The organism is Rhodococcus sp. FH8 (genome assembly GCF_019266085.1).
Lineage (GTDB): Bacteria > Actinomycetota > Actinomycetes > Mycobacteriales > Mycobacteriaceae > Rhodococcus_F > Rhodococcus_F qingshengii.
In genome coordinates this window covers 1,375,620-1,392,839 of the sequence record NZ_LPNQ01000057.1, presented here as the reverse complement: position 1 = coordinate 1,392,839, position 17,220 = coordinate 1,375,620, and the positions used below count along the sequence as shown (strand labels likewise).

Sequence of the window (17,220 nt, the reverse complement as noted above, 5' to 3'; positions counted from 1 at the left end):
TTCAGTGTGCGACGGTGAAACGCTGGCGACGGTGTGCCGGAGTCTCGATCTCGTCGACAAAAGCGTGTGCGTAGTCTTCGCCCGCGATGGCGGAGTTGCCCTCGGCGTCCGTCAGGAGGATGTCGCCACCCACCTGGAAGGATCCCTTCGGAGCGATGCCGGCATGGGCGCCGAATGCTGCGGCCGGGCTCACGTAGAACCAGTCGACATTGCTGTCGGTCGCGCGGAGCGCATCGAGGACGTCGGCGTGAGCGAGTGCCTCACCCTTGTATGCGTCCGGGAAGTCGGGGGTGTCGACGACGCGTGGCCCGCCCTCGGAGACCAACAGGCTGCCGGCGCCACCGACTACGGCAATGCGAGCACCGTTGCGTGCGGCGGCATCTGCGAGGGGAGTGACGGCGTCGAGCAGGCGCTTGCCGTCGATCTCGCGAGCGGGGATGGCAACGACAACGACGTCGTTGTCTGCCGTGATCTGCTCCACGATCGTGTTGTCGTGAACCGAACCCTGCACGACATTCGTGTCGGTTCCGGACTGCGCGCTGCGAGCGACGACGGTTACCTCGTGGCCGCGTGAAGCGGCTTCCTTTGCGATTGCGCTTCCTGCAAAACCGTTTCCACCGAATACTGCGATCTTCGACATGGGGTGTGCCTTTCCTTGATGTCGTCGTTGTTCTTGTAGTAGTAAATTTATTCACCCCGAGGTGCATTGTCTCGGTCAGATGCGGGCATTCCTTGGTGAAAAACAGACATCATGATGACGATGGGCCGACTGCTTCGGGTCGACGTTGCGAACCGTAGGGTTGGTACATGACTCTCACCGCCGACAACAATGCAGGCCCAGTGGCAATCGAGCGCTCGGACGTCGAAGCTGCGCGGACTCGTATCGCAGGACTGGCGCGGCGTACTCCGATCTTTCGCAGTGCGCTACCGACGCCACAGGGTGAGGTACCGGTTCTGTTCAAGCTCGAGTACCTCCAGCACGGCGGTTCCTTCAAAGTGCGCGGCAGTCTCAATGCAGTGGAACGAGCGGTCGCCGACGGCACCATGCCCGATGCCGGCGTGGTGATCGCGTCTGGCGGCAACGCTGCAATCGGGGCCGCGTGGGCAGCGCGGCGACGAGGACTCACCTGCACAGTGGTGGTGCCGGAGACAGCGCCTGATGCCAAGGTGAAGGCTCTCGGAGAGTTGGGTGCAACCGTTCACAAGGTAGGCGACCGGTATGCACTCGCTGCTGCCGCTGCGGCGGACATCGCACGCACCAGCGGTGCGCTCGAACTGCACGCCTACGACCTGCCCGACATCGTCAGTGGGGCCGGCACCATCGCTCTCGAGCTCGAAGACGACGCGACCGGACCGATCACGTATTGCGTTGCAGTCGGCGGCGGCGGGTTGGTCTCTGGAATCGTCGCGGCGGCTCGTCCCGAAGATCAAGTGGTAGCCGTCGAGCCGACCGGGGCTGCCACCTTGCGCACCTCGCTCGATGCGGGGCGTCCGGTGGATATCGAAGTGAACAGTATCGCCGGAGACTCGTTGGGGGCTACACGAATTGGTGCCATCGCCTGGGAGACACTGCATGAGAGTTCGGTAGACAGTGTTGTGGTCGAAGATGATTCGATCCGGCAAGCGCGGGCATTCCTGTGGCGGGAGTTCCGGATTCTGGTGGAGTTGGGAACCGCGGCAGCATTGGCTCCGGTTCTGAACGGAACGGTGTCGCCGCCGTCCGACGGTGAACTGTGCGTGGTTTTATGCGGAGCCAACACACATCCGACCGACCTGTAATTTCAGCGTATTTGTTTGCCTGCGTGTGAGAAAGTCGCAGGTGGGTACCTCTCGCAGTATGAGTACCAGCAGCATTATCTGGATAATTGTTGCCGTGGTCGTGGTGATAGCGATCGTGGCCGCACTCCTGTGGGTGGCGCGAAACAGGCGTGACGAGCGTCGTCACATCGAGGCAGAACAGATCCGCGAAGACGTCGCAGACAAGTCACTGCAAGTAGGCGAGCGCGAGGCGCGGGCAGAAGAGACAGCAGCCAAAGCGCGCATGGTGCAGGCAGAGGCCGACGCCAAAGCGGCGGAAGCGTCTGCGCTGCAACATCATGCAGCGCAGCATCGGAAAGAGGCGACGAGTTCTCGCGAGGAACTGAACCAGCAACGAGATCATGCAGACACGATCGACCCCAAGGTTCCCAACCCCGAAGAACCGCGGTCGACGCCGGATCAGAACCCTCGAAACCCTTGATCTCGAAACACTTGATGCAGGCGTTCGAGGGAAGCGTCTGCCCGTATATGGTTCGACGATCATGATGAATAAAGAATCGTCACCGCACGACCAGAAGAGCGTTGCGTCCACGGCGGCTGACGTCGCACAGAACAATGTCTTCGAGCGCTTTGCCCGTGCCGGATTCGTCGTCAGCGGTGTGGTTCATCTGCTGATCGGATATATCGCGATCCGCCTTGCTCTCGGTGGATCCGGGTCTGCGGACCAATCGGGTGCGATGGCCGAGTTGGCAGGAAAGCCAGGGGGTGTCTTCGCTCTGTGGGTCGGCGTCGTGGCCTTCCTTGCCATGGCGTTGTGGAGATTGGCCGAAGCTGCGTTGGGAAGCTCGTCGTCGCCGTCCTCTGACGACAAGAAGAAAGAGTTCTTCAACCGCGCAAAGGCTCTGGGCATTTCGCTCGTCTATTTCGGTTTTGCGTTCACTGCATTCGGATTCGCCCGCGGTAGCGGGAAGTCCAGCAGCGGTCAGAGTGCGGGGATCACGGCGCGTTTGATGGAGAACACGCTTGGAACTATCGCATTGGTGATCGGCGGGATCGCGATCATCGCCGTTGGTGTGTACCACGTGTACAAGGGCGCGAGCCAGAACTTCCTCGATGATCTGAAAGGCACACCCAGCAACTTCGTGCGCCGACTCGGAACCGTCGGGTACGTCGCCAAGGGCTTGGCCATCGCTGCAGTCGGCATTCTGGTTCTTCTTGCGGTCAACAGTTCCGAACCCGGCAAGTCCTCCGGACTCGACGGAGCGTTCAAGACGCTGGGCGCGCAGCCGTACGGAGTGGCGCTGCTGATCCTTGCCGGATTGGGCATCATCACCTACGGGCTCTACTGCTTCGTGATGGCGCGCTCGACGAAGATGTAGCGCCTGTAGGCAAGTGGGCCTATCCGAATGACCCGGTCTGGAAGCCGACGTCGCTGCCCGACGAACTTCCCGTCGAGCTACCGAATATGGGTCGTCTCGGAACCAGATCATGCATCAGGTTCACGGCTGCAGGGTCGATCATCGCCGCATTTCCACCGTTCGCCAGAATCGTGATCGACCAGCCGCTGTCGGGAACCAGCAGGGTGATGCAGTTGGATCCCGAGCTGTCTCCGTTTTTCTTGGCGAACCGTTGTGGGAAGTTCGGCGTCGGGGGTTGGAGCTGCCACGCCATTCCCATTCCGAATGCAGGATTCTCCGGAGCTTGCGTGTCGATCTGCTCGAGCATCGAGGTCAGGACTGGTTTGAGCGGGTTGTTTCCGTAGCCGAGAGTTGTTGCAGCCCAAATCGACATGTCCTCGGCGGTGCTGACCAGCCCACCCCCTCCTGCGATCGCACCCGTGTTGTTCCACAGAGGCGCTCGTGTGCCGTCGAGGTGGTACGGAACGGCAAGGTCGGTTGCTTTGGTCTCGATCACGGTACCCATCATCCCGAGCGGGTCGGTGATTTCGCGGGCGACTGCCGCCGCGAATGGTGGCTTCTCTTGTCCCGGAATGATTTTGTCGGCCATGAATGTGCCGAGCAGTCCGAACCCGAAGTCCGAGTACAGCCAGTGGCTACCGGGGGCGAACTCCAAGGCGCCGGCGTCTTGGAGTCCTTTCCAGAGCATATTTCTGGTGTACTTCGCCTTCTCGTCCGTGCACGATCGTGTGGGATCGGCACACCCCGCCGAAAGATTGGGCGGGTCGTCGCTCAGGCCGGAACGGTGGGTGACCAGTTGGCGAAGCGTGATCTCCTCGCCGCCGATGCCTTTCGGCAGCGGGTTGCCATCCGAATACTTGCTCGCCAGGTCGTCCAATCCGACTTCTCCCCGAGAGATCAGTTTCGCCAGTAGTGCAGCGGTGAAGGTCTTGGTCTCCGAGGCGATCTCGAATTGCGTTCGTGGAGTGACTCTCACGCCGTTTTCGACGTCGGCCTGGCCGTAGTGGTACGTAGTGGTGACACTCGCCTTGCGGTTCTTCTCATCCGGTTTGACGATAGCGAAGGCAAGGCCGGGAACGCCGCTGTTCAGCAGTGTCTCTGCGACGCGTTGCACCGCTTGGGCTTCAGCAGGATCGCCGACCCGCGAACCTGGATTGGGTGCAGTGGGGCCGGCGGCGCCGGCGGTCGAGGAGGTCGCGAGGGTTATGACCGCGGTTGCCGCCAGCCCTGCAACGCTGATGAACTGCCGTCGTGACGTCCGGGCGGACCCTCGATCCTGGTTATCCATTGTTTGCACATTACAACCAAAGTCGACTGGTTTGACTGTTTTGTCGGAATTGCCAAGGTGTGGTCCTTAGGCGATGGTTTCGCTAGATCACGCCGCCGTTGACGTAGATGACCTGGCCATTGACCCAACGAGCTGGGCCGGCGAGAAATGCGACAGCCTCCGCGATGTCCATCGGTGTGCCGAGGCGTTCCAGGGGAGCCAGCTTGGACAGGTTCTCCACTGTAGCTTCGTCTTTCCCGTCAAGGAACAGATCGGTGGCCGTGGGGCCTGGGGCTACGGCGTTGACCGTGATATCGCGTCCCCGTAGCTCTTTCGCGAGAACCAGAGTGATCGCGTCGACAGCACCTTTGGTGGCGGCGTACGCGGCATAAGTCGGAAAAGCCAGCTTCTTCACGGAGGTGGAGAAATTGATGATCGCACCACCGCGCCGGACACGTCTGGCTGCCTGCTGGTCGACCACGAAGGTCCCTCGGACGTTGGTCCGATGCATCCGATCGAAATCGTCGAAGTTCAGTTCTGCGACGGTGGAGAGAATCATGATTCCGGCTGCATGGACGACGACGTCGATGCCCCCGAACTCCTCCTCGACCGTATCGAACAGTGTGGCGACTTCACCTTCGTCGGCGACGTCCGCATGCACCGCTATGGCGCGACCGCCCGCAGCGACGATGGCGTCAGCTGTTTCCTGGGCGCGTTGAATGTTTCCTGAATAGTGCACGGCGACAGCCATTCCGTCGGCGGCGAGCTTCTCGGCAGTCGCTCGCCCGATGCCGCCGGAAGCTCCGGTGACGATGGCGACGCGGGTGGTGGTGTCAGTCATGATGTAACTCCTGAACTGGTTTCAGTTGCATCGGACAGCTTGCGAAGCCACTCTCGTAGTAGGCCGACTTCGTTGGCGGAGAGAGAAGTTGAATCTGCGGCGGCCAGTTGGGCGTCGAGAGTAGATGCAACTCTGTTGAGTGAGGTTTCCGGGTGGGCGTCGGATTCGTCGATGATGGACGCGAAGATTCCGTCGCGAACTCGCTGTGACAGCGTCGGATCGGGGTACTGTTCCGGCCTGACGACGAGCATCAGAGCGACGCCCGCATTGGCGGACATCACCATCTGCGTAGCCACGTCGACCGATACGGTCAGAACACCTGCCGCAGCGCATCGTTCGAGAACGGATCGAAGTAGCGCCTGGGCCTGCAGAGCGGTGTCGGCGCTCTGGGCGGAAGGTGAGTGCATCAAGCGGTAGTGAGCGGGATGCGCGAGCGCGAAGGCGGTGTGCGCATCCCAGCCGGCCCGTAGATCGGCAACGGGGTCATCGGAAGGTGTCGCAGCCCGTTTGCCTTCGAGGTATTCGAAGAAGCCCGCCTCGACGACGGCTGCGAGCAGTCCGTCCTTGTCGCCGAACTGACGGTAGAGCGCGGGGGCGCCGACGCCGGCCATCTCGCACACGGCGCGGGTGGATATGTCGCCGTTGGGGGAGGTGTTGAGCAGCTCGGTTGCCGCGGCCAGAATCTTTGCTCTCGAACCCATGGAAACAACGCTAACACAAATATGTAATCGTTGCTATCGCCGGTTTGGTCGTGCGAACGAACTACAGACACAGGCGCCAGAACTTGATCAGATGAGTGAGCCGGTCCGGCCACGGTTCTGTGTGGAGTGACAGCTAGAGCCGTTCTGTTCTCACACTCTGAACGAAGGAATCCTGGTGATCGACTCGGAAACTACTGTTGCGCAGAATAATTCGCATTCCGGTTATCTGGGGTGGATTCTGCGGGTCATCAGTGTCGTGGCGTGCGCTGCGGTTGCAACGGTCGTTGTCTCGCTGACGCTCGGGCCGCCATTCGCGCGGGCCTGGGCACAGTGGGTTGCTCGTCATCTAGGTGGGGACTTCGAGACGGGAGTCGTTGTCGGATTTGTGACTGGGCTTCTGGGCACCGCTGTGACTTTGTTTGCAGCGCTGATGAGTTCGTTGGCGTGGCGGCGACGCGGTGGCCCGGCATTGTCGCTTGGTGTCGGTGCCATTGCCATGCTTGCCGTTATTCCTGGCGCAGTGAATTTGAGTATCGCGGTCGGTGCAGCAGGATCCGGTGTGAGGGCGGCGGGGAGGATCCTCGACGTCGACGGGCCGGCGTTTCGTGGAGCCTGGATAGCCGGATCTGTGGCGGGGCTGTTGCTGTATATGGCCGCGGCGCTGCTGTTAGGGAGGAGCCTTCGTTCGACGTTCGGGCCTGTCAGGCAGGTGGCGGCACCGCTCCCTGGGGTGGTCGGCTACACCGCCGATGGCCAACCCGTTTTTGCACAAGTGGGCTTCACATCGGACGGGATTCCGGTACTCGCAGATCAACTTGCAGCGCGCTATCCAGCGCGACCAGCGGTCGGCACGAATGCCTTGGCCATCGTCGCACTTGTACTTGGAATCTTCGGTGGAGTTCTTGCTATTCCAGTGGGGCATGTGTCGTTGAACCAGATTCGCCGTTCCGGCGAAAGTGGGCGCGGATTGGCAGTGGCCGGACTCGTTCTCGGCTATCTGTCCCTGGTCGTCGTCGTAGGTGTCGTATTCGTGGCTGTGTCCGCGGCCTATCGATAATTTGGGTCGCGCGTCAGAGTTGGGTGGGCTGGAGTGGCTCGATGTCGGAGGTGCGAGGTCCGAACAGGCCCATAGCCCGGGTGCGAATGGACGGTAGTGCTTCGTGGATGCTCCCGCCGAGGCGGTGGAGAGAGTTGAACGAGCGTGATTCCCAAACCGGAAACTCTCCGTCGGTGTCGCGTGATGCTGTGTCCCACAGGAGGGCGTCACCGTTTTCGCTCCATCCGAAAACCTGCAGCGAGTCGGGGAGTGACCAATCGCCGTCGGGTTCGATCATCCAATCGAACTCGTCATCCTGTCCTTCTCTGTAGACCGAATGAAGATGGGCGGTGAGGTTGCGGGCGCGCCCTTGCCAGCCGTCCGCAAATCCGGGAAGGACGGGCGGATAGATGAGCCAGAGTCCGAATGTCCGTGCCCAACCTGCGTGCCTGATGAATGCGCGATATGAATCGGGGAAGCCCTGCCGGTCGGGAAATCGATAGGAATCCATAAGGGCAAAATCGATATGCGCGAGCGTCGGTCGGCCGTCTACCGTCAGCGCGTTGGTTCCCTGTGCAAACACACCCTCAACGCTAGCAATAGGGGATACCGTGCCGCCCTTTCCGGCTATCGAAGCACGCCGGAATGGGTCACCGAGGCGTTTGCTCGGTGACCTCCGGGTTCAGAGTCGCGTGGTGGAGCGGCGGGGTTTCCGGTCGGGGTCGATGCCCGGTGGTGGGATGAACCATGGCAGGTGATCGGTGCCCATTCGGATTTCCCATTTGCCGGTGAATCCGGGTTTTCGGTGCATCAGGGTGTGGTGGGTTCGGCAGAGCAGGACCAGGTTGTCCATGATGGTTGGTCCTCCTTTGGCCCAGTGTTTGATGTGGTGGGCGTCGGTCCAGGCGGGGACGCAGTCGCAGCCGGGGAAGGCGCAGCCTTTGTCGCGGGCGATCAGGGCGGTGCGTTGTGCTGCGGTGACAAGCCTTTTGAGTGGGGTGACGTCGAGTGGGGCACCGTTTTCGTCGAGGAGGACGCTGGAGAGCATGCAGTCGCAGGCGATCATGCGGGTGCGGCCGACGCTCAGTGGTCCCATCCAGGGCATGTGGCCGACATCGAGATCGTGTTTGTCGAGATCGTGGAAGTCGAGATCGAGCATGCTGGGATCGTCGTCCTCGGACGGGGCAGGTGTTGAGCCATCACTCGTTGTGGCGCATTCACGGTGGTAGGCCAGGTCTTTGGCGTTGATGTGCACGTTCAGGTGTGGGCGTTGGCCGCCGTCAATGCCGGTGGCAGCGTTGTCGAGGTAGCGCCGGATGAGTTCTGCCATGGCGTCTGCGTTGCGTGTGGCGGCGGGTCGTTTGTCGGGTGTGCCGTCTTCGGCGGGGGTGGGCATGGAGAGGTTGGAGAGGGCGGAGAGAAGCATTTCGCCGGTCACTCCGTCGAAATCGCCTCGGACGGCGACTCTTCCGTTGAGGGTGGGGGAGATGCGCAGTTCGTTGCGGTCGGTGTCTTCGCTTGGTGGTGGGTCGTCGGATTCGAACATGTGCTCGAGGACGCTGATGGCGTAGCGCAGTTTGACGGTGGTTGCTTCGGTTCCCGATGCTGCGGCGAGGAGTGTGTCGCGGCAGTACGGTAGTGCGACGTCGGGCATTGCCTTGGGTGGGGATTCGCAGAACGCCACGATCAGTGCTGCGTGCTCGAAAGTGAGGTCACCGGCATCGAATTGGTCTTCGATCTCGGGAAACGACCGTAGCGCTTTTCCCAGGGCTGCGATTCTTCTGCCGGTGGAGATCTGCAGCATGGTGTGGTTCGCGAGCCATTGTCCGGTGCCGCGGTAGCAGAGTACTTGTTCGTCCGGGTTCAACGTCAGGGTGTCGACAGCGGCCACTCGAATGGCTTCCAGGCGAAGGATTTCCGCTGACGCGGTGATGGCGATCTCGCGGACGTCGCTGGGGTGAAGCCGCCACAATCGTCCGCGCACACCCACGGCGGAGTTGTTGACCACGTCGGTGACGGCATCGTCGGTGATGTTGATCGTCATGAGAACCCCCCGTTCCACCTCCCATCATACTCGAACATACTTTCGAGTCAAAGGCTTTTTCGAGAAGGTGAGGTGGGCCCGGCCGTCGTGATTCTATTGTTCGAGAACAGGTTCCGTCGCTACTCGACTCGTTGGAGGAAGGGGCGAGGCCAGGCGCCGAGTGCGAGAACGGCGAGGATCGTCTGGACTAGTCCGGTGGTGAAGAAGATGCCCTGCAGTGGCGACCAGGCGAGAACGATGGCGATCTCGACGAAGATCCAGATCATCATGGTCAGGCCGGCGGCCGCGTGCAGGCCCCACGTCAGACGGAACCTGTTGTGCTGAGCGAAGAGCGCGGCGGCCTGGATGCCTCCGACGACAACGCCGAGGAGGATTCCGGGCCAGAAATATGAAGGGAAGACGGTTCCCTCGATCCACTCAGGAGGCAGGCCCATCCCGCCGCCGATCGTCAGGCCCGCCATTCCTACGAGCGCAGAGAGCAGGTTTAGCCACGCGATGGCGGACAGACCGATCCGGAGACCCCGTGGAGGGAGCGATGTGGACGTCATGCCTGACAACGATAGAGAGGGTCAGTCGAGCCCGTCCATGTTCCTGCGCGTTGCCGCGCTGGCAGCGTCGGCATCACCCGCGACGATGGCTTCCACTAGATCTCGGTGGGCAGCGGCTTCGTCGTCGATCGATTCGGGGTCCCGCGCCGCGACGTCGGTGATCACGTCGAGGGCCGAGTTGCGGAGCGTTTCGATGAATGAATCGAACACCATCGACAACACGCTGTTGTGCGCAGCATTCACCACGGCGCGATGTAGTTCCATGTCAGCGTCGACAAATTCTGTTGGTGTCGAAGCATTTTCACGGGCTTCGAGTGCTGCCTGTAACAGATCGACGTCGGCGGAAGTCCGGCGCATGGCAGCCAGGCGGCCCGCTTCCACTTCCAGAAGTCTGCGTACTTCGTAGACTTCGCGGCGGTCCGAGCGTTTGAGTTCTCTCTCGAGCTCTGTGACCGGTGTCGAGGACATGACGTAGGTGCCGGACCCTTGATGCGAGTAGAGCTGGCCCGACGCAATCAGTGCGCGAACGGCCTCTCTGCCGGTCGAACGCCCGACTCCGAGGAGTGTGCTCAGATCCTGCTCGTTCGGGATTTTGGTCCCGACAGGCCACTCGCCGTCGCCGATGAGGCGCGCAAGTTCGTCCGCGGCTTTCTGTACCAGCGACTGCTGCTTGATCTGGCGCACTGCCATGTGACTGCTCCTGACTGACTCGGTGAACCGCAATGGAGCGGCTCACCGAGTAATACTTCATGTCCTCCGATGAATCTTCAGACTACGGGGCCGTCTTTCGGTTTATCGAAGGGCGATGACGTCCAGTTCGCGCTCCGTCTCGTCTTCCGGGTCGAGTCGTCGATCGCGCAAGGTGAATGCGATGACGGCGCCGACGAACAGCACTGCAGTTGTCGCCCCGATCGCCATGCGCGGTCCGAAGTGATCTGCCAGGTAGCCGAACAGCGGAGATGCGATGCCCCCCACGGACATCGCGAGTCCGAGCGTCACCCCACTTGCTGTGCCGGGGCGATTCGGTAGGTAGTCCTGCGCCAACGTCACCTGTGGCGCGAAGGGCAGGAACATAGCAAATCCGAGACAGACGATTCCCAATTCGGCAACTGCGACGTGCGGGGCGGCAGCGAGCAGTGCCAGTGAAGGTACCGCAAGCAGGTAGCCGAGTCGGATGGATGCGCGTCGACCACGACGGTCCGCGAGGACTCCTCCCAGTAGCGTTCCGGCCGCTCCTGCCAATGTGAAGGAGGACAACACGATTGCAGCGCTCGAGGACGATCCGTTCAGTGCGTTGAGCACGAACGGTGAGACCAACGACAGTGTGGTCACGTACGGAATTGACCAACAGACCGTTACCAGCACGAGTCGTGTGAACGAGCGCCAATCGTCTGACACGGGACCGTTCGCTGCCAGTTGCGCACTCAACGACTGGGCTGACTCGGCCGCACCCGTGTTGGCCGATCGCGACTGGGCGACCATCCACCAAATAGCCGCCACCACTGCAGGAACTGCGAGTAGATAGCCGCCGGACAAACCGAGTGAGCCAACCACGAGCGTGACAAACGGTGGCGCCAGCGAGGCGCCCAACGTACCGCCCACGGAGAACACGCTCATGGCTTTCTGTGAATGACCTCCAGCCGCGCGTGCCAAATTTGTGGCGGGAGGATGGTATGCGGCGATGCCGATGCCGGCCACGGCAATTGCCAGCCAAGTGACGATGTAGGTGGTGCTCATCGCTGCCACGACAATGCCTGCTGCGGCCGTCACAAAACCTGTGGGTACCAGCCAGTTTCGGCTCTTTCGATCGACCAGCATGCCGAATGCAGGTTGCACGACACTGGATAGTCCGGTCGCGGCGAGCGTGATTCCGGCGACCGCGGAATAGGAATATCCGCGTTCGAGCATCATGAACGGCAACAGCGCAGGCACAGCCCCCTGGTACAGATCGTTCACGACGTGTGTGCCGGTGAGAAATGCAACTTGCCCCTTCTTCATCTCCTTGGGCATCCCTTCGTTCAGGTCTTCAAGTCCTCAGGTCCTCTGAGGACTTGAAAGCTATCACGAACCCGCGGGCGCACGGTTGCGTTGGAGACCTGGATCTCATTCGAGACGACTGACTAACTCTCAGCAGTCGCGGCGTTGCGGGCGGCGAGTTGCGCGAAAGCGTGGGTAAGTTCTGCCGGGCCGACGACATCGATGTCGGTGTCGAATCGGTTGAAGGAGGCTGCCAGCGCCGTCCAAGACCATGATCCGGCTTCGAGACTGCACTGCTCGGGGCCAAGATCTTCGACGATGCCGTCCCCGACAAAGGGAAGAACATAACTGGCTGGTCGATGGAGAACGACCTTGCCGTGGCACGGCCAATTGTTGATATGTTCCGATCCTTTGAAGCGCGCGGAAACGTATTCGCTGACGTCGCCGCCGGGGATTTCCTTCGGCGTGAACCGGGGACCGTTCGGGGTGCGTGGGGTGATGCGATCGGCGCGGAAGATTCGCCAGTCGTCTCGCGCGAGATCCCACGCGACGAGATACCAGCGACGCTTGGAGGTCACCAGATGATGCGGCTCCACTCGGCGCGGGGGTGTTATTTCGCTGTTGTCGGTTGAGTGGTCGTTCGAGTAATCGAAGCGGAACACCTCGCGAGCGCGGACTGCAGCGGAAATCGCTACGAGCACCTCTGGGGACACGGAGTCTGCGTCGCCGGAACCGGCCGAAATTGTGGTGAAACTGAGCGCGTCGAGGCGATGGCGCAGACGCGACGGCATCACTTGCCGCACAGTGGTCAACGCTCGAACCGCATCCTCTTCGATACCGACGCCGGTCAGCGTCGCCGCCTGCAGCGCAACTGCCAGCGCGATGACCTGATCGTCGTCGAACAGCAGGGGTGGCAGCTCGCTGCCGGCGTCGAGTCGGTATCCGCCGTCCGGGCCCATGGTCGCCGCAATGCGGTAACCCATCTCCCTGAGCCGGTCGATATCGCGGCGGACCGTGCGATGGCTGATGTCGAGCCGCTCGGCGAGTAGAGCGCCCGGCCAGTCGCGCCTCGTCTGCAAGAGGGACAGCAGATTCAAGAGTCGAGTGGTGGTCGCCATGCGGTGAGACTACGACGAGTCTAGGACGAAAACAGTCCTATACGGCTGTGAGAGTCGACGTTGTCAGGGAAAACCCGAGCGACGTTCGTACCAGGAGCAGACGTGAGCATCAAGACAACGACCCACCTCAACTTCCGCGGAGACGCCCGCGCGGCTCTGGAGTTCTACCAGTCCGTCTTCGGTGGCCAGGTCACGATCGCAACCTACGGCGACTTCGGGATGCCCAAGGAGGTGCTCGGCGCTGAGAACGTCGTGTTCGGCCAGGTGGAGACAGAGGACGGCTTCTGTGTGATGGCATACGACATCCCTGGACAGTCGGGCGGCTCGGCCGGCAACGCAGGCTCGACACACCGCGAGAACGGCACCACGATCACCGACCAACCGTTCTTCGTCTCGGTTCGCGGTGAAACCCTCGAAGAGGTGCAGAACTACTGGGCCAAACTCTCTGCTGGTGCATCGATCATCGAGGGTCTTGCCGCCGCGGCGTGGAGCCCCGGTTTCGGCATGCTCACCGATGCGTTCGGGGTGACGTGGATCCTCGACGTCGCTGCCGGCGAAAACCCGGCCTAGCTACTCCCCGTGCTGCGGCGCGCGTTCCGAGTCACCGCGTCGCAGCACCTTCGTCATTGCGGCATCGAGTCCTGTGTCGCCGAGGCAGTCACAGTGCCTTTGTCGTGAACAGCAGGTCCCCGTGGATTTCGTGAGGCTCCGCATGGTCGGTCGCCACGAATACGAGTTTTTCCAGCACACGGCGAGAAGCGCCGTTCCAGTCACGGACCGTGGCCCACAGACGTCGATAGCCTGATGCCTGCGCCCATTGGATTACCGCCCATGAGGCCTCAGTCGCATATCCCTGACACCATGCCCTACGGAGAAATTCGAATGCCAGTTCAGGCTCTCCGTCAGGTCCGTGCTCAGTCTCGATCAGGCCGCAGTAGCCGATGACGTCATGGGATCCTTTACGCTCCACCGCCAGTAGACCGGGTTGGTGTGAGCGACTGCGAATCTGGTCCTCGATGTCTCCGATGGAGGGTCGACCATCGGAATCGATCCGACGATGCGGTGGGACACGAGGATCGCGCTCACCCCAGAGCTCCCGCAAGACAACGGCATCGGGCACACGGAACGGTCGCAGAAGCAGTCGGTCGGTCTCTAGCGAATTCTCCCGTTCGGACTGTGAAAGGGCGTCCATGTCATGGACTCTATCGGTGCGGATCACCTGCGGGCCGCGACGTACCAAATCGCGATGATCAACAAGGTTGCGGCCGAGGAGTATGCGAGGAAACCTCCCATATCGAGCCAGTTGGCCTCCCCGAACGGGCCCGGCTGTATCGGTGACGTCTCGACTGCGCGACTGCCTCGCCGTGAAAGGTGGATCCACCACACCACAGAGTTGCCGAGGCCCCATGTCAGCAGTAGCCATCGGAGTGCCCTGTCGGCAGAGGGACGGTCATAGCTGCTTTGGCGCATGATCGAGTGTCCACCCTCCGGTAGGAAAACCACGCGTTTTCGGTTATTGCAGATTCGGCGGTCGACATCGTGGACCTCGACCGTCACGGACCGAGGTCCGACCCCGGACACGACCAAGCCGCCGGACACCTGCAGGTGTCCAGCGGCTCCAGCGCGTCGGTGCCCGTCTTGCGCCTCTCGGCAAGTGGCCACTCGAAGTGGCAATTCTGGGGTGGTACCCGGGGCAAAGAACCGAACACCGACACCATCTCCAACGAACCTCCACACGGAGTTATTCCATGCTGACTTGTGCCGCGGTCAATCGTGGTCCTGCTCATCGCTCAGCTCCAGCAGAGCTGGCGACAACGGCTTCGATTCTCTGAGGCGCGCGTCGTAGCACCTCGAGGATTGCCTGGGTATGAGATTCCCTGGTCAGTAGGCGAAGCACGAGAGCGGCTCAGGCGCTCATCTCGGTGTGAGATGGGGGCCTGAGGTGAGGATCTGAATCAGCCGGTGACACCGGTCAATTCGTTCGGGGCGTGATCGAGAGTGGTCTCGGTCAGGATGCTGCCGTCCTCGAGGTCGACTGCGATCAGCTTCTTCGACGCGGGGTCGGTGACGTAAGCGGTGTGGTCTTCTACGAAGAGCGCGGGCCTGGGCTCTTGCCACTTGGTGGGCTCGGTCCATGCGTCTATGACGGCGATCTTCTTGGTGACGACGCCGGTGTTCGGGTCGATGACGTGGATGGCGCCGTCGGTGCCGAGCACCAGTGCCTCTCCGTGTGGTCCGCGGCCGAGTGAGCGGAAGGTGTAGCTGGTGCCGAGGTCGACGAGCTTGAGTTCGGACGTCGTCGTGTTGGTCAGCGAGACCCGTTGCGGACGTTCGAGTTCGGCGTCCTTGTCGGTCTTGTAATCACCCAGCACGATGTCCGACTCCTCCGAGCCTGCCTGATTTCCGATGCGGCCGTATGCATCCGGACTCTGGACCTTGGTGATCGCTCCGTTCTTGTACACGAGCAACCCGTCCTGGCAGCCCAGCACGATGGCTTCGCCGGCAGCGACTGCTTCGCCGTGGACACCGGGGCACTGTTCGTTGCGCAGGATTTCCTTGCGGTCGGCATCGAGGATGGCAATGCCGTTGCGGGACTCCGAATTTCCGATGGTCGTCAACAGGCTGCCGTCGGCAAGTGCGACCGCAACGCCGTGATGGGGTTCTGGCGTGGTGTACGTCTCGACGCGGGGTTGGCGTTTTGCCAACTGCGCCGGATCGAAGATCTCGACGAGTCCCGAGCCGTCGTTGAAGAGAACGGTTTTTCCGGCATGGCGTACAACGTGTCCGGGTTCGTTGGCTGCAAACTCGACCTCGGACATCGCGGGATCGGCTGTGTAGTAATGAGAATGATCACCGTGAGCCGAAGACCACGTGCCGGTGTCGAGCACCTTGAATGCTTCGCCGGCAGAGATCATGACGTGGCGACCGTCGCCGGCCGGGTTGAGTCGGGTGAAGCCGTCGATCTCGGTCTCGCCGACCACGTCGAGGGAAGTTGCATCCAGCACCAGGACGCCGCCGTCGTACGACACGGCGAGACGTGGTGTTGCCGAGGCCTGTTCGGTTGGTGCGGCCGACGTCGTGGTCGTGGTTTCGGACTGGGCGGAGTCCTTGTTGTCGGACGAGCAACCCGTAACGAGGGCGAGTGAGAGGCCTACTGATGTGGCAAGGGTGAGGCGCCGCGACATGCGGGTGTTGAGGTGCATGGGTATAGATCTACTGCTTAATGTAAATGATTGTCAAAGTCGAGTATGCGAATATTCGCATGTCAGGTGTAGTCGGCTCGTTCGAGCATGCGCGAGGCGATGACCCCGAAGACGAGTCCCCAGAAAGCGGCTCCGATATTGAGCAGTTCGATGTCGGAGATCGTCACGAGGAACGCGATCAAAGCGCCGAAGGTGAATTTCCCGCCGAATGCGGTCACGAAGGCTCCCTGTAAGGCCTTGAGCATGGCCAGACCACCCAGAGTGACGATGCATGCCGTCGGAGTTCCCAACATCATCGCGACGAAAGTCGGGGCGAACAGTCCGAAGACGACGGCGAGTAAGCCGCAGAAGATTCCGGCGGTGTATTGGCGTGTCCGCTCTCCCGACGCCGTGAGCAATGCGTTCGTCGGCCCGGTAAGGCACGTCGAGACACAACCCACCGCCGCGTTCACGAGAGAGAACACACCGCAGGCAACCGTTGCTGCCCCGATCGGCGGTTGATGACCCGCTGCGCGGAGGACTGCGATTCCTTGGCCGTTCTGCACGACGACGACTGTGATCGCCAGCGGTACAACCAGTTCGATCATCGCCTGCCAAGACCAGGTTGGCGTGGTCAGCATCGGATGCGCCAGCCACTCGTGCGCGTCGCCGGCGGAGTTGAATCTTCCGGCCGCGAGTATCACGACCACGCCGACGATCAACGCGCCGAGAACGGGCGGAACGAATCTTCCCAGCTTGGCGAACACGCTCAGAGCGACAAAGGTGGCGATCATCGGCAGGGCGATCACCGCGTCGTGGGCGGGCGCTTCGACCAAATCCGTTCCGAAATGAAGGAAAACGCCTGCCACCATTGCCATTACGATGGGCAAGGGTAATGCGGCCATGATCGGTGTGACCCACCCTGTCAATCCCAACAGCAAGATCAGGCCGCCGGTCGCGAAGAACGCTCCGAGCACTTGCTCCCACGGCAGATGCTCCAACGACGCTCCGACGACAACGGTTCCGGGAATCGTCCAGAAGAAGGCCAGCGGCTGCCGGTACAGCCAGGAAGCCGTGATGGTGAGAATGCCGTTGACGAAGAAGGCACCGAAAAGCCAAGAGGCCAATTGGGCTTGACTCAGTCCACCCGCCAACCCCGCAGCGAGAATGACCGCCACCGGCCCGGTGGCCGAGAAGACGATGCCGATGATTCCGTTGGCAATGGACGTTCCGCCGAAGGCGCGCAAGACCCGCTTCGGGCCGTAGAGCGGTTGGGGGAGTGGCTCGGTGACGACGCGAACGGGCGCGGTCGTCGTAGTGTCCGGCATGT

Annotated in this window: 18 protein-coding genes; 5 read left to right on the top strand and 13 right to left on the bottom strand. The window is 61.6% G+C overall.

Features of this window, described 5'->3' with window-relative positions:
• Position 1: 1 nt before the first annotated feature.
• Positions 2-640: an NAD(P)-dependent oxidoreductase gene (locus ATN38_RS09470; RefSeq protein ID WP_065351516.1), complete on the bottom strand. Its 639-nt coding sequence runs from the start codon at positions 638-640 to the stop codon at positions 2-4.
• A gap of 167 nt (positions 641-807) precedes the next feature.
• On the opposite strand from ATN38_RS09470, the gene ATN38_RS09465 reads away from it, so the two are divergent.
• From ATN38_RS09465 to ATN38_RS09455, 3 genes are all read left to right on the top strand, one after another.
• Positions 808-1,779: a serine/threonine dehydratase gene (locus ATN38_RS09465; protein ID WP_218747857.1), complete on the top strand. Its 972-nt coding sequence runs from the start codon at positions 808-810 to the stop codon at positions 1,777-1,779.
• Positions 1,780-1,837: 58 nt separating this feature from the next.
• Entirely contained in the window at positions 1,838-2,239 is a 402-nt protein-coding gene (locus tag ATN38_RS09460) for a hypothetical protein (RefSeq protein WP_020971062.1), read from the top strand.
• A gap of 61 nt (positions 2,240-2,300) precedes the next feature.
• A complete protein-coding gene (locus ATN38_RS09455) occupies positions 2,301-3,137 on the top strand; it encodes a DUF1206 domain-containing protein (protein WP_003943056.1) in 837 nt (278 codons plus the stop codon).
• A gap of 19 nt (positions 3,138-3,156) precedes the next feature.
• Here the strand turns inward: ATN38_RS09455 and ATN38_RS09450 are convergent, their stop codons facing one another.
• The 3 genes from ATN38_RS09450 to ATN38_RS09440 all read right to left on the bottom strand — a co-directional run bounded on the left by ATN38_RS09450 (position 3,157) and on the right by ATN38_RS09440 (position 5,985).
• Positions 3,157-4,464, bottom strand: a complete 1,308-nt coding sequence (locus ATN38_RS09450) for a serine hydrolase (RefSeq protein ID WP_218747855.1) — start codon at positions 4,462-4,464, stop codon at positions 3,157-3,159.
• A gap of 82 nt (positions 4,465-4,546) precedes the next feature.
• Positions 4,547-5,284 carry an SDR family oxidoreductase gene (locus ATN38_RS09445; protein WP_050655985.1) on the bottom strand — a complete coding sequence of 246 codons (738 nt, stop codon included), beginning with the start codon at positions 5,282-5,284 and terminating at the stop codon, positions 4,547-4,549.
• Entirely contained in the window at positions 5,281-5,985 is a 705-nt protein-coding gene (locus tag ATN38_RS09440) for a TetR/AcrR family transcriptional regulator (protein WP_064074976.1), read from the bottom strand. The genes ATN38_RS09445 and ATN38_RS09440 overlap by 4 nt, the downstream gene beginning before the upstream one ends.
• A 175-nt stretch (positions 5,986-6,160) precedes the next feature.
• On the opposite strand from ATN38_RS09440, the gene ATN38_RS09435 reads away from it, so the two are divergent.
• Complete coding sequence (locus ATN38_RS09435) at positions 6,161-7,042, top strand: DUF4190 domain-containing protein (RefSeq protein ID WP_030536008.1); 882 nt, start codon at positions 6,161-6,163, stop codon at positions 7,040-7,042.
• Between the two features lie 13 nt (positions 7,043-7,055).
• Here the strand turns inward: ATN38_RS09435 and ATN38_RS09430 are convergent, their stop codons facing one another.
• The 6 genes from ATN38_RS09430 to ATN38_RS09405 form a co-directional block, all read right to left on the bottom strand.
• Positions 7,056-7,604, bottom strand: a complete 549-nt coding sequence (locus ATN38_RS09430; protein ID WP_228401412.1) for an SMI1/KNR4 family protein — start codon at positions 7,602-7,604, stop codon at positions 7,056-7,058.
• 99 nt (positions 7,605-7,703) lie between these two features.
• Entirely contained in the window at positions 7,704-9,065 is a 1,362-nt protein-coding gene (locus tag ATN38_RS09425; RefSeq protein WP_218747853.1) for an HNH endonuclease signature motif containing protein, read from the bottom strand.
• 119 nt (positions 9,066-9,184) lie between these two features.
• Positions 9,185-9,613, bottom strand: a complete 429-nt coding sequence (locus tag ATN38_RS09420) for a hypothetical protein (protein WP_225320164.1) — start codon at positions 9,611-9,613, stop codon at positions 9,185-9,187.
• Between the two features lie 21 nt (positions 9,614-9,634).
• Entirely contained in the window at positions 9,635-10,303 is a 669-nt protein-coding gene (locus ATN38_RS09415) for a FadR/GntR family transcriptional regulator (protein ID WP_003939850.1), read from the bottom strand.
• Positions 10,304-10,405: 102 nt separating this feature from the next.
• Positions 10,406-11,611, bottom strand: a complete 1,206-nt coding sequence (locus ATN38_RS09410) for an MFS transporter (protein WP_042447245.1) — start codon at positions 11,609-11,611, stop codon at positions 10,406-10,408.
• Between the two features lie 122 nt (positions 11,612-11,733).
• Entirely contained in the window at positions 11,734-12,708 is a 975-nt protein-coding gene (locus ATN38_RS09405; protein WP_218747852.1) for a YafY family protein, read from the bottom strand.
• A 102-nt stretch (positions 12,709-12,810) separates the two neighbouring features.
• Here ATN38_RS09405 and ATN38_RS09400 point away from each other — a divergent pair, with 102 nt between their 5' ends.
• Positions 12,811-13,278, top strand: coding sequence for a VOC family protein (locus tag ATN38_RS09400; protein ID WP_218747850.1), 468 nt, complete (start codon positions 12,811-12,813; stop codon positions 13,276-13,278).
• An 88-nt stretch (positions 13,279-13,366) separates the two neighbouring features.
• Here the strand turns inward: ATN38_RS09400 and ATN38_RS09395 are convergent, their stop codons facing one another.
• The 3 genes from ATN38_RS09395 to ATN38_RS09385 all read right to left on the bottom strand — a co-directional run bounded on the left by ATN38_RS09395 (position 13,367) and on the right by ATN38_RS09385 (position 17,218).
• Positions 13,367-13,900, bottom strand: coding sequence for a GNAT family N-acetyltransferase (locus ATN38_RS09395; protein ID WP_007729791.1), 534 nt, complete (start codon positions 13,898-13,900; stop codon positions 13,367-13,369).
• 763 nt (positions 13,901-14,663) lie between these two features.
• Entirely contained in the window at positions 14,664-15,911 is a 1,248-nt protein-coding gene (aztD, locus tag ATN38_RS09390) for a zinc metallochaperone AztD (protein WP_007729787.1), read from the bottom strand.
• Positions 15,912-15,973: 62 nt separating this feature from the next.
• Entirely contained in the window at positions 15,974-17,218 is a 1,245-nt protein-coding gene (locus tag ATN38_RS09385) for a benzoate/H(+) symporter BenE family transporter (RefSeq protein WP_218747848.1), read from the bottom strand.
• Positions 17,219-17,220 lie beyond the last annotated feature (2 nt).

What these genes read in the sequence shown, in the direction of transcription:
- ATN38_RS09470 (WP_065351516.1), bottom strand. Translation starts at nt 640, where the DNA reads ATGTCGAAGATCGCAGTATTCGGTGGAAACGGTTTTGCAGGAAGCGCA.
- ATN38_RS09465 (WP_218747857.1), top strand. Translation starts at nt 808, where the DNA reads ATGACTCTCACCGCCGACAACAATGCAGGCCCAGTGGCAATCGAGCGC.
- ATN38_RS09460 (WP_020971062.1), top strand. Translation starts at nt 1,838, where the DNA reads ATGAGTACCAGCAGCATTATCTGGATAATTGTTGCCGTGGTCGTGGTG.
- ATN38_RS09455 (WP_003943056.1), top strand. Translation starts at nt 2,301, where the DNA reads ATGATGAATAAAGAATCGTCACCGCACGACCAGAAGAGCGTTGCGTCC.
- ATN38_RS09450 (WP_218747855.1), bottom strand. Translation starts at nt 4,464, where the DNA reads ATGGATAACCAGGATCGAGGGTCCGCCCGGACGTCACGACGGCAGTTC.
- ATN38_RS09445 (WP_050655985.1), bottom strand. Translation starts at nt 5,284, where the DNA reads ATGACTGACACCACCACCCGCGTCGCCATCGTCACCGGAGCTTCCGGC.
- ATN38_RS09440 (WP_064074976.1), bottom strand. Translation starts at nt 5,985, where the DNA reads ATGGGTTCGAGAGCAAAGATTCTGGCCGCGGCAACCGAGCTGCTCAAC.
- ATN38_RS09425 (WP_218747853.1), bottom strand. Translation starts at nt 9,065, where the DNA reads ATGACGATCAACATCACCGACGATGCCGTCACCGACGTGGTCAACAAC.
- ATN38_RS09420 (WP_225320164.1), bottom strand. Translation starts at nt 9,613, where the DNA reads ATGACGTCCACATCGCTCCCTCCACGGGGTCTCCGGATCGGTCTGTCC.
- ATN38_RS09415 (WP_003939850.1), bottom strand. Translation starts at nt 10,303, where the DNA reads ATGGCAGTGCGCCAGATCAAGCAGCAGTCGCTGGTACAGAAAGCCGCG.
- ATN38_RS09410 (WP_042447245.1), bottom strand. Translation starts at nt 11,611, where the DNA reads ATGAAGAAGGGGCAAGTTGCATTTCTCACCGGCACACACGTCGTGAAC.
- ATN38_RS09405 (WP_218747852.1), bottom strand. Translation starts at nt 12,708, where the DNA reads ATGGCGACCACCACTCGACTCTTGAATCTGCTGTCCCTCTTGCAGACG.
- ATN38_RS09395 (WP_007729791.1), bottom strand. Translation starts at nt 13,900, where the DNA reads ATGGACGCCCTTTCACAGTCCGAACGGGAGAATTCGCTAGAGACCGAC.
- aztD (WP_007729787.1), bottom strand. Translation starts at nt 15,911, where the DNA reads ATGCACCTCAACACCCGCATGTCGCGGCGCCTCACCCTTGCCACATCA.
- ATN38_RS09385 (WP_218747848.1), bottom strand. Translation starts at nt 17,218, where the DNA reads ATGCCGGACACTACGACGACCGCGCCCGTTCGCGTCGTCACCGAGCCA.